Source organism: Streptomyces yongxingensis (assembly GCF_055597465.1).
The window spans coordinates 7,621,751-7,637,210 of record NZ_CM145717.1 but is presented as its reverse complement, the minus strand read 5'-3'; the positions used below and the strand labels follow the sequence as shown (position 1 = coordinate 7,637,210).

13 protein-coding genes are annotated in these 15,460 nt (G+C 73.0%); 9 read left to right on the top strand and 4 right to left on the bottom strand.

Features of this window, described 5'->3' with window-relative positions:
* Positions 1 to 9: 9 nt before the first annotated feature.
* On the bottom strand, positions 10 to 222 hold the full coding sequence (locus ACZ6TD_RS32620) for a hypothetical protein (RefSeq protein ID WP_471343897.1): 213 nt from the start codon (positions 220 to 222) through the stop codon (positions 10 to 12).
* Here ACZ6TD_RS32620 and ACZ6TD_RS32615 point away from each other — a divergent pair.
* Entirely contained in the window at positions 221 to 664 is a 444-nt protein-coding gene (locus tag ACZ6TD_RS32615) for a GNAT family N-acetyltransferase (protein ID WP_471343895.1), read from the top strand. The genes ACZ6TD_RS32620 and ACZ6TD_RS32615 overlap by 2 nt on opposite strands.
* Before the next feature lie 27 nt (positions 665 to 691).
* On the opposite strand, the gene ACZ6TD_RS32610 is transcribed toward ACZ6TD_RS32615, so the two are convergent.
* A complete protein-coding gene (locus ACZ6TD_RS32610; protein ID WP_471343893.1) occupies positions 692 to 2,797 on the bottom strand; it encodes an MFS transporter in 2,106 nt (701 codons plus the stop codon).
* Between the two features lie 164 nt (positions 2,798 to 2,961).
* Here ACZ6TD_RS32610 and ACZ6TD_RS32605 point away from each other — a divergent pair, with 164 nt between their 5' ends.
* Positions 2,962 to 3,996 (top strand): peptidoglycan-binding domain-containing protein, encoded by a 1,035-nt coding sequence (locus ACZ6TD_RS32605; RefSeq protein ID WP_471343890.1) that lies wholly within the window; start codon positions 2,962 to 2,964, stop codon positions 3,994 to 3,996.
* 308 nt (positions 3,997 to 4,304) lie between these two features.
* Positions 4,305 to 4,955 carry an HAD-IA family hydrolase gene (locus tag ACZ6TD_RS32600; protein WP_471343887.1) on the top strand — a complete coding sequence of 217 codons (651 nt, stop codon included), beginning with the start codon at positions 4,305 to 4,307 and terminating at the stop codon, positions 4,953 to 4,955.
* 176 nt (positions 4,956 to 5,131) lie between these two features.
* Here the strand turns inward: ACZ6TD_RS32600 and ACZ6TD_RS32595 are convergent, their stop codons facing one another.
* Positions 5,132 to 5,530, bottom strand: a complete 399-nt coding sequence (locus ACZ6TD_RS32595) for a VOC family protein (protein ID WP_471343885.1) — start codon at positions 5,528 to 5,530, stop codon at positions 5,132 to 5,134.
* Between the two features lie 93 nt (positions 5,531 to 5,623).
* Here ACZ6TD_RS32595 and ACZ6TD_RS32590 point away from each other — a divergent pair, with 93 nt between their 5' ends.
* Positions 5,624 to 6,634, top strand: coding sequence for a helix-turn-helix transcriptional regulator (locus ACZ6TD_RS32590; RefSeq protein ID WP_471343882.1), 1,011 nt, complete (start codon positions 5,624 to 5,626; stop codon positions 6,632 to 6,634).
* Between the two features lie 164 nt (positions 6,635 to 6,798).
* Here the strand turns inward: ACZ6TD_RS32590 and ACZ6TD_RS32585 are convergent, their stop codons facing one another.
* Positions 6,799 to 7,380: a TMEM165/GDT1 family protein gene (locus ACZ6TD_RS32585; protein ID WP_471343879.1), complete on the bottom strand. Its 582-nt coding sequence runs from the start codon at positions 7,378 to 7,380 to the stop codon at positions 6,799 to 6,801.
* Positions 7,381 to 8,981: 1,601 nt separating this feature from the next.
* Here ACZ6TD_RS32585 and ACZ6TD_RS32580 point away from each other — a divergent pair.
* The 5 genes from ACZ6TD_RS32580 (at position 8,982) to ACZ6TD_RS32560 (ending at position 15,387) form a co-directional block, all read left to right on the top strand.
* The gene (locus ACZ6TD_RS32580) at positions 8,982 to 9,641 is read left to right on the top strand and encodes an HNH endonuclease family protein (RefSeq protein ID WP_471343877.1); all 660 of its coding nucleotides are present in this window, start codon (positions 8,982 to 8,984) and stop codon (positions 9,639 to 9,641) included.
* Between the two features lie 127 nt (positions 9,642 to 9,768).
* Complete coding sequence (locus ACZ6TD_RS32575) at positions 9,769 to 11,631, top strand: DUF7800 domain-containing protein (RefSeq protein ID WP_471343874.1); 1,863 nt, start codon at positions 9,769 to 9,771, stop codon at positions 11,629 to 11,631.
* 217 nt (positions 11,632 to 11,848) lie between these two features.
* Positions 11,849 to 13,822 (top strand): FAD/NAD(P)-binding protein, encoded by a 1,974-nt coding sequence (locus tag ACZ6TD_RS32570; protein ID WP_471343871.1) that lies wholly within the window; start codon positions 11,849 to 11,851, stop codon positions 13,820 to 13,822.
* 159 nt (positions 13,823 to 13,981) lie between these two features.
* The gene (locus tag ACZ6TD_RS32565; protein ID WP_471343869.1) at positions 13,982 to 14,461 is read left to right on the top strand and encodes a DoxX family protein; all 480 of its coding nucleotides are present in this window, start codon (positions 13,982 to 13,984) and stop codon (positions 14,459 to 14,461) included.
* A 236-nt stretch (positions 14,462 to 14,697) separates the two neighbouring features.
* Positions 14,698 to 15,387: a DedA family protein gene (locus tag ACZ6TD_RS32560; protein WP_470011025.1), complete on the top strand. Its 690-nt coding sequence runs from the start codon at positions 14,698 to 14,700 to the stop codon at positions 15,385 to 15,387.
* Positions 15,388 to 15,460: the final 73 nt, after the last annotated feature.

Sequence of the window (15,460 nt, the reverse complement as noted above, 5' to 3'; positions counted from 1 at the left end):
TGCGGTGCGTCAGGGCGTGGTGGGTGCCAGGATGCGGACCATGACGAGTACGCCACGTGCCCACGCCGGTTCACCCGCCGCCCCCGCGTGCCCCGTGTCTCCCGTGCCCTCCGCGTCCTCCGCGTCTTCGGCGTCTTCGGCGTCCTCCGCGTCTTCGGCATCCTCCACGTCCTCCGCGTGGGCGGTCGCCGCGCGGCCCGTCGACGACCCCGTCTCGGTCATGCTGCTGCGCGAGTACCTCGTCGATGTCGCCGACCGCTACTACCGGCTCCACGAGGAGCGGGACTCGACCCCGGAGGAGATCGAGCGGGCGCTCGCCGAGATGCCCAGCGACGATCTCGCCCCGCCCCACGGGGTGTTCCTGCTGGCGCACCATGAGGGCGAACTCGCCGGATGTGCGGGGGTGCGGCTGATGGACGCGGGCACGGCGGAGCTGAAGCGGGTGTACGTACGGCCCGCCAAGCGGGGGCTGGGCGGGGGTGCCGCACTGCTCGCGGCCGTCGAGGCGGCGGCGGGCGACCTGGGCGCCGGGCGGATCGTGCTCGACACCCGCCTCGATCTGGTCGAGGCCCGTGGGCTCTACGCGCTCCACGGCTACCGGGAGGTACCGGCCTTCACGGACGGGCCGTACGCCGAGGTCTGGATGGCCAAGGAGTTGCGTTAGCCGGTCCCAGAGCCCCACGCGCCGCAGTCAGGGGCGGCCGCGCGGCGGCGGTGGTCTGCGGTGGTCCGGGCGAGGGGTGCCCTCTCGCGGCTGCTCCGCGTCCGAGCCGCACAGCTCCCGCGTCAGCTCGTCCACCAGCTCGGTCAGGTCGGTCGGCCGGTCCGGTGACCACCAGTCGCCAAGGAGCTCCGCGAGGGACGCCTCGCGGGCCCGGTAGAGCCTGGTCGCGATCTCACGGCCGTCGTCCGTGAGGATCAGCTCCAGCCCGTAGCGGCGGACGAGGCCCCGCTCCTCGATCTGCCGGGCGGCGTCGGTGATGGCCCGCAGCGGTACGGGCGTGCGCTCGGCGAGCAGGGCGGGCTCGACCGAGCCGTAGTGCTGGATGCGCAGCAGCATCCAGCTCGCGGCCGGTCCGAGGTCGAGACCGGCGCGCCGGGTGATGTCCACGTAGACCTGCCGGCGGCCCTCCCGGCCGCCCAGCAGGGACAGCGCGCGGGCGCATTCGTCGCGCGAGGTGCGTTCCACGGGGTTGCTGGCGAATATCTCGGTGCCGTCGGGCGCGGTGACGCTGCCGCGCAGCGGCTCCTCCCGGAGGTACCAGGCGAGGAGGAAGGCGAGCAGCACGACCGGCACCGCGTAGAGGAAGACGTCGGTGATGGAGACGGAGAACGCGTGCCGGACGGCGGCCTGGTCCGCGGGTGGCAGCCGGCCGAGGGTGCGGGGGTCGGAGGTGAGGGCGCCGGGGGTGACACCGGGTGGCAGGCGCCGTCCGGCGAGGGCGTCGGCGATGTGGGGGCCGAGGTTGTTGGCGAAGATCGTGCCGAAGACGGAGACGCCGAACGAGGCGCCGATCGAGCGGAAGAAGGTCGCGCCGGAGGTGGCGACGCCCAGGTCCTGATAGCGGACGGAGTTCTGCACGATCAGCACCAGCACCTGGATGACCAGGCCGAGACCGCAGCCGAAGACGAAGAGGTACGCGCTCATCTCGGCCGCCCCGCTGGACTCCCGGAGCTGGTGCATCAGCAGCAGCCCGACGGCGGTGACCGCGGTGCCCAGGACCGGGAAGACCTTGTAGCGGCCGGTGCGGCTGACCAGATGGCCGGAGACGGTGGAGGAGACCAGCGTGCCGAAGACCAGCGGCAGCAGGTGGAGGCCGGACATGGTCGGTGAGGCGCCCCGCACGATCTGGAGGAAGGTCGGCAGAAAGGTCATGCTGCCGAACATCGCGAAGCCGACGACGAAGCCGATGACCGCGCAGAGCGTGAAGGTGCGGCTGCGGAAGAGGGTGAGCGGCAGCACCGGCTCGGCCGCGCGGGTCTCCACCCGTACGAAGGCGCCCAGCAGCACCAGGCCGGCCACCGCGAGCCCGACGATCTGCCAGGAGCCCCAGCCGAAGGTGACCCCGCCGAGGGAGGTCATCAGCACCAGGGCGGCGGCCACCACGGCGATCAGGAAGGTGCCGAGGTAGTCGATGGTGTGCGGGGTGCGGCGCACCGGGATGTGCAGGACGGAGGCGATGACGAGGAGGGCGACGATGCCGAGCGGCAGGTTGACGTAGAAGACCCAGCGCCAGCTCAGACGGTCGACGAACACCCCGCCCAGCAGCGGCCCCAGCACACTGGCGGCGCTGAAGACGGCGCCGAAGAGCCCCTGATAGCGGCCGCGGTCACGGGGCGGGACGATATCGCCGACGATGGCCATCGACAGCACCATGAGACCGCCGCCGCCCAGTCCCTGCAGCGCGCGGAAGGCGATGAGTTCCGCCATGTTCCCGGCGAGCCCGCACAGCGCGGAGCCGATCAGGAAGATGACGATCGCGGTCTGGAAGAGCTTCGTGCGGCCGTACTGGTCGCCGAGCTTGCCCCACAGCGGGGTGGCCGCGGTCGAGGCCAGGAGATACGCGGTGACGACCCAGGACAGATGCTCCAGACCGCCGAGCTCGCTGACGATCGTGGGCAGCGCGGTGGAGACGATCGTCTGATCGAGCGCGGCGAGCAGCATGCCGAGCAGCAGCGCGCCGATGGCCACCAGGACCGTGCGCCGTGGCCGGCCCTCTCCCGGGCCGGGGGCCGAGGCGCCGGGGGTTCCTGGGCCTCCTGGGGCCGGGGCCGGGCTGCCGGCGTCCCGCGCCATGGCGACTCCTCCTCGCTCCCCTCCGTCCCCTCCTCATCCTCATCCCATCCTCACCTTTATGCCCTGTTACGACCCGCCGGACCGGTCCGCACGGCGGGCGAACGCCTGCGCGGAGGACGATCGGATGCGCATAATCGCTGCGAACTCCAGGGAGGGAAAGTTCCGTGACGGCAGAGTCCTGCCCGCACTGCTTCGCACCGGCGCGCGCCAACGGCCGCCCGGGCTGTACGTGTGCCGAACGCGCCGCCGCGTCCACCGCGACGGCAGGTGCGACCGATGACCAGACCCGGCCGAACCCCCAGGTGACGCTCTCGCAGGAGCGCCCGGTCGGCCCCGATCCGCGTGATCTGCGCCTCTTCGACGAGGCGGAGAAGACGGCGGAGGCGGCGGAGGCGGAGAAGACGGCGAAGGGGGAGAACGCCGGGAGCGCCGGGAGCGCCGGGAGCGCCGGGAGAGGGGACGGCGAGGAGACGCGGGTGATCGACCGCGTCGAGGAGAGACCCGGCGGGGACGAGGGGGCCGGGGCCGACGGCGACGCCTCCGGCCCCGGCCGTCACCGCAAGAGCAAGCGCAAGGTCGTGGCGGCCGTCCTCGCGGGCGCGGCGGCCGTGGCGGTGGCCGGTTCGCTGGCAATCGGCACCGGTCTGCTCGGCGGTGACCACAAGGAGGACGGCGGCGGCGGCGCCGCGAGCGACCATACGCTCGCCGACAGCACCGCCGGCCCCCCGGTCGAGGAGGAGCTGCCGGCCGAGGGGCCCGGCGCGTCGTCCGGCACCCCCTCGTCGCCTGCGACGCCCCACCCCTCCGCGTCCGGCTCGGCGCGGGCGAGCGCGACCCCGAGCAAGGGCGGCCCCTCGGGCTCGGCCCGCCCCTCGGCGTCGGCCTCCGCGACCGACTCGGCGTCGGAACAGCCCGGGCCGAGCGCGTCCGGCGGTCCGACCTCCGCCCCGTCCGACACCCCCGAGCCGCCCGGCCCGCCGGTGCTGCGCGAGGGCGACAGCGGACCCGAGGTGGTCGAGCTCCAGCAGCGGCTGACCCAGTTGCTGCAGTACATCGGCGTGGCGGACGGGAAGTACGACGCGGGGCTGCGCAGGATCGTCTCCAGCTACCAGGACCAGCACGACATCACGGGCGATCCGGACGGCGTCTACGGCGAGAACACCCGCCGCGACCTCGAATCGAGAACCGACGAGCCGTAGGGGCCTGAGCCGTAAGGAGCTCTACGCGCGTCCGACGGACCACGCGGCGGAGCCGCATATCGATGCAGCAAGAAGGAGCGGGATGCAGCAGGAAGGGGCGGGGAGGGGAGCAGCCCTCCGCAGGCGCCACGATCCGTCGAACACGCCCTAAGGGGCCCACCCCCCTGGCGCAGAGCGGCCCTGCTTTGTATCGTGAAGGAACAAAGTGGTTCCGCCCGTTTTCCCTGACCGGCGGGCGGAGCCGCTTGTTTCCCATTCCGTTGCGCCTTTCCGCGGTCCGCACTCCGCGCTCGCGACCAGGAGTCCCGATGTCCCTCACCGCCCGCGCACTCCTCCTCGACATGGACGGCACCCTGGTGAACTCGGACGCCGTGGTCGAGCGCTACTGGCGGATCTGGGCCGCCGAGCAGGGGCTCGACCCCGAGCAGGTCCTCAAGGTCGTCCACGGCCGGCAGGCGCACGCCACGATGGCCGCGCTGCTCCCGGACCGCCCGATCGAGCGGAACCTGGCGGACAACCGCTGGATGCTGGAGCGCGAGACCGCCGATCTCGACGGCGTCGTGCCGGTGCCCGGCGCGCCCGCCTTCATGGCCGCGCTGGCCGCGCTCCCGCACGCCCTGGTGACCTCCGCCGACGAGGCCCTCGCCCGCGCCCGCATGGGCGCCGCCGGACTGCCGATACCGGAGGTACGGGTCACCGCGGAACGCGTCGGCGCGAGCAAGCCCGACCCCGAGGGCTTCCTGAAGGGCGCGGCCGAGCTGGGCTTCGCCCCCGCCGACTGCGTCGTCTTCGAGGACTCGGAGGCCGGCATCATGGCGGGCCGGGCGGCCGGGATGCGCGTGGTCGGCATCGGCCCGCGCGCCGGGGCACACGCCCCGGACGCGCATGTGCGGGACCTGGAGCAGGTCCGCATCGAGGCCCTGCCCGACGGCACGATGCGGCTGCACTTCTCGGACTGAGCGCCGGGACGACGACGCTGCGCGGCGCTCGCGCCCGGCAGCCGCGTCCGGGATTGTAGTAGTTCACGAAAACGGCGAAGAGCGTCCCGTTATACCTCTCCACCCTGGACTCGGCGGCCGCGTTCATCGGGAGCCCTGGGAACTCAGGGCTCCCGCGTGAGCGGCTGTGCGTGGCGTCAGCGTGAGAACTTTTCGATGGCCTCTGGGGTGACGGGGGTGAAGAAGTTGACGAGGTTGCCGTCGGGGTCACGGAACAGCAGCGACCGGTTGCCCCAGGGCATCGTGGTGGGCCCGTTGACGAAGTCGGTGACGAAGCCGGTCAGGTTCTGGTGAACGCGGTCCACGTCGTCGACGAGGAACTCGGTGATCACGCTGTGGTTGTCCGCCGGGCGGGCAGAGCCCGGGGCGAACAGCGGGACGGTGCGGGTGCTGGCGATCGCGAGGGTGGCGCCCGCGGTGTTGAGTTCGGCGAAGTCTTCGGTGGCCCACGTCGCCCGCGCCCCTATAGCTCGCTCGTAGAACTCGACGAGGCGCGCTACGTCGCTGGTGATGATGCGGATCGAGACGAACTCCATGGGGATCTCCTTGGCTGTGCTGGAGGCGTGCACTGCGCAGGCTAGGAGAAATAGTGGACAGAATCGGTCCTGTATTCGCGTTAGGTTGGGAACGTGCCCCGACCCACTGCCCGCGTGCTGACACTCCTGGAGCTGCTGCAGTCGGGCGGCACCCGGACGGTGGCCGAACTGGCCGACCGGCTCGGCGTCGAAGGACGCACCGTGCGGCGGTATGTGGACCAGCTGATCGACCTGGATGTGCCCGTGGAATCGGTGCGCGGCCGCTACGGCGGGTACCGGCTCGCTCCCGGGTACCGCTTGCCTCCGCTCATGCTCAGCGACGACGAGGCGCTGGCCGTGCTGCTCGGACTGGTCGCCGGCCGCCGAGCAGGGCTGACGACGGCGCAGCACACGGCAAACGAGACGGCATCGGCGAAGATCCGGCGGGTGCTGCCCCAGCACATCGCCCGCCGGCTCGACACACTCCTGGAATCCCTCGCCTTCACGGAACAGCCCGGAGAGTTCGACACCCCGGACGCCGGGGTCCTGCTCACCATCGCGGATGCGGTGCGCCACCGCCGACCGGTCTCGATCCGCTACACCGACCGCGACGGACGGCGCAGCGAACGCACGCTGCACGCGTACGGGATCGTCGCGCATGCGGGCCGGTGGTACGTCACGGGCAAGGACGCCCGGATCGGCGAGGACCGGACCTTCCGGCTCGATCGCATCGCAGACGCGCGGGCCCTGCCCGGCTCATTCGAAGCGCCCGGGGGCCCCGGTCCGGCACAGCGCGTGTTGTCAGCGTTCGCCGCGGCCGAGTACCGGCATGAGGTGACCTTGCGGATCCACGGGACAGTTGAGCGGATCCGCGCCCACCTGCCCGCCAGCATCGCGAGCCTGGAGGAGCACGAGCCCGCGGCAGGCCGGGACCGGACGACCGAGCGCTGGCTGCGCGTCGAGCTGCGGGCGGAGCGGCTCGACTGGTTGCCTCCAGTACTCGCCTCACTCGACCGGCCGTTCGTCATCGAGCGCCCCGATGAGCTGCGCGACCTCGTCACCGCGCTCGCCGATCGCCTCGCGTCCTACGCTCGCCAAGCCGACCGCGAGGAACCAATGTCATGAGATGGCACACCTAGGACGCCCGGGCCGGACGGCCCGCGCCCAGGCCCGGGCCCGGGTCGTCCAGGCGAACGGCCGCCCCGGGCCCCCGGCCACCCAGCCGTCTGGCCACCCAGCCGTCTGAGCACCCAGCCGTCTGAGCGCCCGGGCCCGGGTCACTCCGCCGGTCAGGCCGCGATGGCCTCGTACAGGCTGAAGCCGGCCAGCGCCAGCATCACCAGGGCCGCGATCCTGGTGATCAGCCGCAGCGGTACGTACCGCATCAGGGTGCGGCCGCCCACGATGCCCAGGCCCGCGACGGCCCACAGGGCCAGCAGCGCGCCGACGCCCACCGACAGCGGGTCGTCGTAGCGGGCGGCGAGGTTCGCGGTCATGATCTGGGTCAGATCGCCGAACTCGGCGATCAGGATCAGCATGAAGCCCGCTCCGGAGACCTTCCAGAAGCTCTGGTCGGCGGGCTTGCGGACCTCCTCCTCGTCGTCGTCCTTCTTGAAGAGCAGCATCGCCGCTCCTCCGAGGAAGAGCACCCCCACGATCGCCTGGAGCAGGCGGTGCGGCAGCAGGGTGAGCACACTGCCCGCCGCGATCGCGAGCCCGACGTGGAGGGCGAAGGCGGCGGCCACGCCGACGAAGACGTACGACGCGCGGTAGCGGGTGCCGAGCATCAGCCCGGCCAGGGCGGTCTTGTCGGGCAGTTCGGCGAGGAAGACGACGCCGAAGACCACGGCGGCGACGGTGATGCTGAACACGGAATGGATACCTCGTAGATCGGGCCGCGCCAAGGGCCCCGGGGAGGGATCGCTTCGGCACGGCAGCGTCGGACACTGCGGCCGAAGGTCTCGCTGGCGCACGGCCTCCGCGTCCCGCGGTGATCCGTACGCTCCGGGCGCCGGCCCGCACCTCGAGGGGCGGGCAGTATGTCGACGGTCCGGCGAGGAGCTACTCCCCTTCTGCTTCCGCCAAGGATACGGGAACCCCCGCCGCGCCCAGCTCCCGGGCCTCCGCCCCCGCCCCGACGCGACCGTCACCGCCCCCGCCGGGCCCGTCACCGCCTCCCACCGGGCCCGTCACCGCCTCCTCCGCCATCGCCGCGAACAGCCCCACCGCGCCCGCCCACCCGGGTGAGCCGCCACCCGGCGGCATGCCGACGAGGGCGCCGGGAAGCGTGACCAGCCTCACAAGCCCAGGGCCCGGTCGAGCCCCGGCGACAGCGCCCCCACGGGGTGTCCGGCTTTCCCCTCCCCGCCCCTTCCCGATACCAAGGGCTTCGCCCCTGGACCCCGGGGCCCGGGTCGGAGCCCCACCACGCGGCGAAGCCGCGTACCGATGCCACGGGAAGGGGCGGAGCCCCGGTACGAGGTCTGAGGCGGAGCCCCAGCCCGGAGCCCGAGGTGAAGCTTCCCCGCCCGGACCCCGAGGCGAAGCCCCAGCCCGGAGCCCAAGGCAGACCCCGGCCCGAGGTCTGAGGCGAAGCCCCAGCCCGGGGCCTGAGGCAGAGCCCCAGCCCGGGGCCTGAGGCGAAGCCCCAGCCCGGGGCCTGAGGCAGAGCCCCAGCCCGGGGCCTGAGGCGAAGCCCCAGCCCGGAGCCCGAGGCGAAGCCCCAGCCCGGACCCCGAGGCAGAGCCCGGCCCGAGGTCTGAGGCAGAGCCCCGGCCCGGAGCCCGAGGCAGAGCCCGGCCCGAGGTCTGAGGCAGAGCCCCCGCCCGGAGCCCAAGGCAGAGCCCCCAGCCCGGAGCCCAAAGCGAAGCCCCCGCCCGGGGTCTGGGGCAGTCCCCCAGCCCGGAGCCCGAGGCAGAGCCCCCGCCCGGGGACTGGGGCAGAGCCCCCGCCCGGGGACTGGGGCAGAGCCCCGGCCCGGGGACTGGGGCAGAGCCCCGGCCCGGGGTCTGGAGCAGAGCCCCAGTTGCGGGAAGGGGCGGGGAGGGGAACAGCCCGCCGCAGGCGCCACGAACCGCCGGACGCCCCTCGACCGACCGGACGCCCCCCGACCGCCCGGAGGGCCATCGCCACCCGGAGCGCCCTTGCCGCTCGCGCGCCCGGCTCACGGGTGGCCACCCGGCACGGGCACGCGCGCGCCGGACGCCGGAGCGGAAAGCGCCGCCCCGGGCGCGGCGTTGACCGGCGGCAATGCCTCGGCCCCGGGCGCGGGCGTGCGCGATATGCGGCCGTATCGCGACCGTACGACGGCCGCGCCGGATCGAGTGCGTGGCACCAACACCCCCTGGAACCCCTTGCGTTGACATGACCGCGTCGTCACCCTGTTACCTGGCGCCCACCCCGCAGCAACCCGGCGCCGCGACCATGGCCGGGCACCAGCGGCCAACGACCCCCCACCCTCAAGGGAGTTCGCATGTCGGACACGTTCACTCGCCGTCGCGTCTACGCGCGTCGCGCATCCGTCTTCGGCGGGTTCGTCGCCCTGCTGGGCACGCTCGTGCTGAGCGGGCCCGCCGCCGAGGCTTCCCCGCCCGCCCCGCCCAGCGCCGCCACCGCCCGTACCCAGCTCGCCTCGCTGACCGTCAAGGCCGAGGGCTCGTCCGACGGTTACAGCCGCGACAAGTTCCCGCACTGGATCACCCAGAGCGGCGCCTGCAACACCCGCGAGGAAGTCCTCAAGCGCGACGGCAAGAACGTCCAGACCGACTCCAGTTGCGCGGCCACCAGCGGCACCTGGTACTCCGAGTACGACGGCGAGACCTGGTCCGCCTCCTCCGACGTGGACATCGACCACGTCGTGCCGCTCTCCGAGGCGTGGAAGTCCGGCGCCAACAGCTGGACCACCGCCCAGCGCCAGTCGTTCGCCAACGACCTGACCCACTCCCAGCTCATCGCCGTGACGGACAACGTCAACCAGTCCAAGGGCGACCAGGACCCCGCCGAGTGGCTGCCGCCCCGGAGCGCCTACCACTGCGTGTACGCCCGCATGTGGGTGTCGGTGAAGTACACCTACAAGCTCACCCTCGACTCGGCCGAGAAGTCCGCGCTCAGCGGCATCCTCAACGGCTGCTGAGACACCGCTCCACCCGGCACACCGCCGGGCGGAACCGCCGCACCGCCGGGCGGAACCGCCGCGCCTCCTCCGTCGTTCCGTACCGTACGCATGACGAGCACATCGAAGAACGACGGAGGAGGTCCGGATGGCCGGGCTGCGCCTGGGACCACTGCTGCGCCATGTCGACTGGGAGACCGGCACCGGCGCGACCGTCTGGGTCGAGGCCGACCGGCCCTGTGAGGCCGAGGTGCGGTGCGCCGACGGCGCGGGCGGCACCGCCCGCACCTGGCGGATCGCGGGCCACCACTACGCCCTGATCCAGGTCTCCGGGCTGCGGCCGGGCGGCGAGACCGCCTACCGGGTGCTGCTCGACGGTGAGCAGGTCTGGCCGCTGCCGGACTCCTCGTTCCCCGACAGCACCATCCGCACCCCGGCCCCGGGGGCCGACTCCACGGACCCCGCGCCCGTGCGCGTGGCCTTCGGCTCCTGCCGGTGGGCCGCGCCGCCCTCCGACGCCTCGCACGACCCCGTGGGGCCCGACGCGCTCGACACCCTCGCGCAGGCGCTCGCCCGCGCTCCGGAGGCCCCGCGCCCCGATGTGCTGGTGCTGCTGGGCGACCAGGTGTACGCGGACGAGACCTCCGCCGAGACCCGCCGCTGGCTGGCCGAGCGCCGCGATCTGAGCGAACCGCCGGGCGAGCAGGTGGCGGACTACGAGGAGTACACCCGGCTCTACTACGAGTCCTGGCTGGACCCCGAGGTGCGCTGGCTGCTCTCCACCGTCCCGAGCTGCATGATCTTCGACGACCACGACGTCATCGACGACTGGAACACCAGCGAGGCGTGGCAGCGCCGGATGCGCGCCACCCCGTGGTGGCGGGAGCGGATACTGAGCGGGCTGATGTCCTACTGGGTCCATCAGCACCTGGGCAACCTCTCCCCCGCCGAACTGGCCGCCGACCCGCTCTACGCGGAGGTGCGCGCGGCGGAGGACGGCACCGAGGCGCTGCGGGAGTTCGCCGCCCGCGCCGACGCCGATCCGGGGTACACCCGCTGGAGCTACCGCCGCGACTTCGGCCGCACCCGGCTGCTGATGGTCGACACCCGCGCGGCGCGGGTGCTCGAGGAGGGCCGGCGGGCGATGCTGACCGACAAGGAGCTCGCCTGGGTGCGCGAGCAGTCCATGGACGGCGTGGGCGGCGCGCCCGGCCTCCCCGGCCCGGACGAGCCCTGGGCGGCCTCCGGCGGCTACGAAGGCGGTCACGACGACAGTCACGACGACAGTCACGACGACAGTCACGACGGCGGTCAGGACGGCGGTCAGGACGGCGATCACGACGACAGTCGCCACAAGGGCGGCTACGACCATCTGCTGCTCGGCACCTCGCTGCCCTGGCTGCTGCCGCACTTCGTGCACGACGTGGAGGCGTGGAACGCCTCGGTGTGCGGCGGCAGACGCGGTGGGCGCTGGGCGCGGATCGGCGAGGACCTGCGGCAGCGCGGCGACTTGGAGCACTGGGCCGCGTTCCCCGAGTCCTTCGACGCGCTCACCGACACCATCGCCGCGGTGGGCGGCGCGCCGGGCGCACCCGCCACGATCAGCGTGCTCTCCGGCGATGTGCACCACGCCTATGTGGCCGCCCCGGACTGGTCGCGGTGGCCGTCCCGGCCGCCCCGCAGCCAGGTGCGCCAGTTGACCTGCTCCCCGGTCCACAACAGCATCTACGCCTCGATACGGCTCGGCTTCCGCTTCGGCTGGAGCGCGGCGGGCCGCGCCCTGGGCCGGGCGTTCCGGCGCCATGGCCGGGTGCCGCACCCCCGCTTGAGCTGGCACAAGACGGGCGGGCCCTGGTTCGGCAACCAGTTGATGACGCTGACCCTCCGGGGCCGTACCGCGCATCTGCGGCTGGACCAGGCGCAGTCGGACCCCTCGGGCGGCGGCGCCAGGCTGGTGACGGCGCTGGAGGCGGACTGGGCGGGCCAAGGGGCGTCGTCCGACGGATCGTGAGCGGCGGAGCCGCGTCGTCCGCCGGACACCCCGCAGCCGGCCCCTTGAGCGCCGTCCCTTGGGTACCGTTCCGCGCCGTACGTCACGTGATGGAGGTGTACGTCCGTGATACAGGCCACAACGGAGCGGCAGCTTCCGGAGACCGGGTCGATTCGTGGGGAACGGGCGGCATGATGGGCGCGCATCGTGCGTCACATCTGCCCCGGGAGACACAACCTTGGCCGGAGACCCCCACGCGATAGCCGTCGTCGGCGCCGGGCCGCGCGGCACCAGCGTGCTGGAGCGCCTGTGCGCCTCGGCCCCGGAGCTGGCGCCCGGCACCCCGCTGACCGTGCACATGGTGGACCCCTCCCCGCCCGGCGCGGGACGGGTCTGGCGCACCGCCCAGCCGGACGAGTTGCTGATGAACACCGTGGCCTCGCAGGTCACCCTGTTCACCGACGCGAGCGTCGAATGCGCTGGACCGGTGCGGACCGGGCCGAGCCTGTACGAATGGGTCACGGCGCGCGGCCTGGCGCCCGGCCTCGGCCCGGACGACTACCCCGGCCGCGCGCTCTACGGCCGCTATCTGGAGTGGGTGTTCGGCGAGGTGGTGCGGGGCGCGCCGGACACCGTGACCGTCCGGGTGCACCGGGCCCGCGCCGTACGGCTGGAGGAACGGGCCGACGGCACCCAGGTGCTGACGCTGGATGACGGGAGCCGTCTGGAGGGGCTGCGCGCGGTGGTCCTGGCGCAGGGCCATCTGCCGACGGCCACCGGCGCCACGGAGCGGCGGTACGCGGCCCACGCGGAGCGGCACGGGCTGCGCTACTACCCGCCCGCCAATCCCGCCGATGTCGACTTGTCGCTCATCGCGCCGGGCGAGCCGGTGCTGCTGCGCGGCCTCGGCCTCAACTTCTTCGACCATATGGCGCTGCTGACGGCGGGCCGGGGCGGCACATTCGTCCCGAACGCGCACGGCGGTCTGGTCTACCGGCCCTCGGGGCTCGAACCACGGCTGTACGCGGGGTCGCGGCGCGGCATCCCGTACCACGCGCGGGGCGACAACGCGAAGGGGCCGTGCGGCCGGCACACCCCGCTGCTGCTGACCCCCGATGTGCTCGGCCACTTCCGCAAGCGCGCGGACGCCGGCGATCCGCCGGACTTCCTCACCGAGATATGGCCACTCGTGGCCAAGGAGGCCGAGACGGTCTACTACGAGGCGCTGCTGACCCTCCGCGCCCCCGACACCCACGCGCCGGCCGCCCCGGACGCCCCCGAGTCCGGCTCCGGAGCCCCCGCTCCGTTCACCCCAGCACGCTTCAGGCGTCACTTTTTGGCCACCGAGCACGGCAGCCCCGAAGAGGCCGCCGTGCTCGCGGAGTACGGCGTTCCGGAGGCGGAGCGCTGGTCCTGGGACGCGGTGGCCCAGCCGTACCGCGGACGCCGGTTCACGGGGCGTGACGAATTCCGGCGGTGGCTACTGGCCTACGCCCACCAGGACGTGGCGCACGCGCGGCTGGGCAATGTCGAGGGTCCGGTCAAGGCGGCCCTCGACGTGCTGCGCGACCTCCGGAACGAGGTGCGTCTGATCGTCGACCACGGCGGACTGACGGGGGCGTCCCGCCGCGCCCATCTGGACCGCTGGTACACCCCGCTCAACGCCTTCCTCTCGATCGGCCCGCCGCGCCGCCGGATCGAGGAGATGGCCGCGCTGATCGAGGCGGGGATCCTGGACGTCCTCGGCCCACGCCTCGAGGTGACCTTGGAAAGCCCGGAGGAGGGGGCCGACGAGGCCGGTTTCGCCGCGCGGTCGGCCGAGGTGCCGGGTCCGCCGGTGGCGGCCACGACGCTGATCGAGGCGCGGCTGCCGGAGCCGGATGTGCGCCGGACCGCCGATGAGTTGCTGATCCATCTGCTGGAGACCGGGCAGGGCCGTCCGCACCGGGTGGAGGGCTATGAGACCGGCGGCCTCGATGTCACCACCGCCCCCTACCGGCTGGTGGACGCCCAGGGCCGCCCGCATCCGCGGCGGTTCGCCCTCGGGGTGCCGACCGAGGGGGTCCACTGGGTGACGGCCGCGGGCGCGCGGCCGGGCGTGAACTCGGTCACCCTCTGCGACACGGACGCGGTGGCCCGCGCGGTGCTGCGCGTGATGACCGCGCGGGAGCCCCGGCAGGAAGGTGCCCCGATGTGCGCCGTGGGGCTCTGAGGAGCGGGTTCAGGACGCCAGGAAGACGTCAGGAAGACGTCAGGAAGGGCTTCCGAGGCACTCACAATGGCAGGAACTTGAACTTGCAACAAAAGATGAGGGGAACCTAACCTGGCGTTCCGCTGTTCCCCGTCCCCAGGAGCAAGGAGCTCCCCTCCCATGCCTTCTTCCCCCACCCCCCGCACCCTCGGCGAGGCGCTCGACAGCGCCAAGCCGTACGTCCTGTCCCTCTTCCGCATCGTGGTCGGGCTGCTGTTCTTCTGCCACGGCGCCTCGTCGCTGCTCGGCTGGTTCGGCGGCATGATGGGCACCGGCAAGACCATCGAGGCCGGCACCTGGCCGGGCTGGTACGCGGCCGTCATCCAGCTCGTCGGCGGCGCGCTGGTGATGCTCGGCGTCGGCAGCCGCAGCGCGGCCTTCCTCTCCTCGGGCTCGATGGCCTACGCGTACTTCCACGAGCACCAGCCCGAGAAGCTGTGGCCCATTCAGAACGGCGGCGAGCCCGCCGCGATGTTCTGCTGGGCCCTGCTGCTGCTCGTCTTCACCGGCCCCGGCCCCTTGGCGCTGGACCGGATATTCGGCTCGGCCCGCGCGAGCGAGGCGGCGCCGGAAGCGCGGCGCGAGCCGTCCCGGGTCTGACGGACGGCAGCCGGACGGCACGTCGTCCGGCCGTCAGTTCCGCGCATGCGACGTCACGTCACCCATCACGCCATGCGGGGCCGAACGCCCCGCATGGCGTGATTCGAACAACATCATCACACCCCTTACCGTTATCCTCTTCAGTCACAGGCGTACGCTGTATGGCTGTTACAGGCTGACGCCTGCCGCTTCCCGGCGACATGCGCAGCGGGGGGACCGGGATCGGGAGTAGAACGTTGTTGGAACATTTGGGGTCGCTGACCAACACCCCATGGATTTACGCGGTGATCGGGGCATCCGTTCTGCTCGATGTCTTCCTGCCCGTTCTGCCCAGCGGAGTTCTGGTCATCACCGCCGCCACCGCGGCCGCCGGCACCACCGTTGACGCCGTCGGCGTGGTGCGCCAGGCCGGCGCGGCCGACTTCCCCGCCATGTTCGGGCTGATGCTGTGCGCCGCGACCGCCTCCGTCCTCGGGGACATGGTCGCCTACCGGCTGGCCTGGCGCGGCAGCGACCGGCTCGACCGCGCCATCGCCCGCTCCCGCCGACTCACCTCCGCCCAGGAGAAGTTGGGCACCGCGCTGGTGCGCGGCGGCGGTCCGCTCGTGGTGATAGCCCGCTTCGCGCCCGCGGGACGCTCGGTCGTCAGCCTGAGCGCGGGCGCGGCCCACCGGAGGGTGAAGGAATTCCTGCCGTGGTCGGCGGTGGCCGGGCTCGCCTGGGCGGCGTACAGCGTGGCCCTCGGCTATGTCGGCGGTCAGTGGCTCGGCGCCACCTGGCTGGGCACGGCGGTCTCGGTGCTCGCGCTGTTCGCGGCGGGCGCCGGTGCGGCGTATGTGATGAAGCGTCCGGGCGAGGGTGAGGCAGGTCCGCTTCCCGCGGGTCCGGCCGGGCAGCCGCTGCCCGGTGTCCACCAGGCACGGTAGGGCCGTGTCGGCGAGCGATTACGGATCGGCCCGCGATACCGGCTACGGTCCCTGCATGCGTACCCCCATCGTG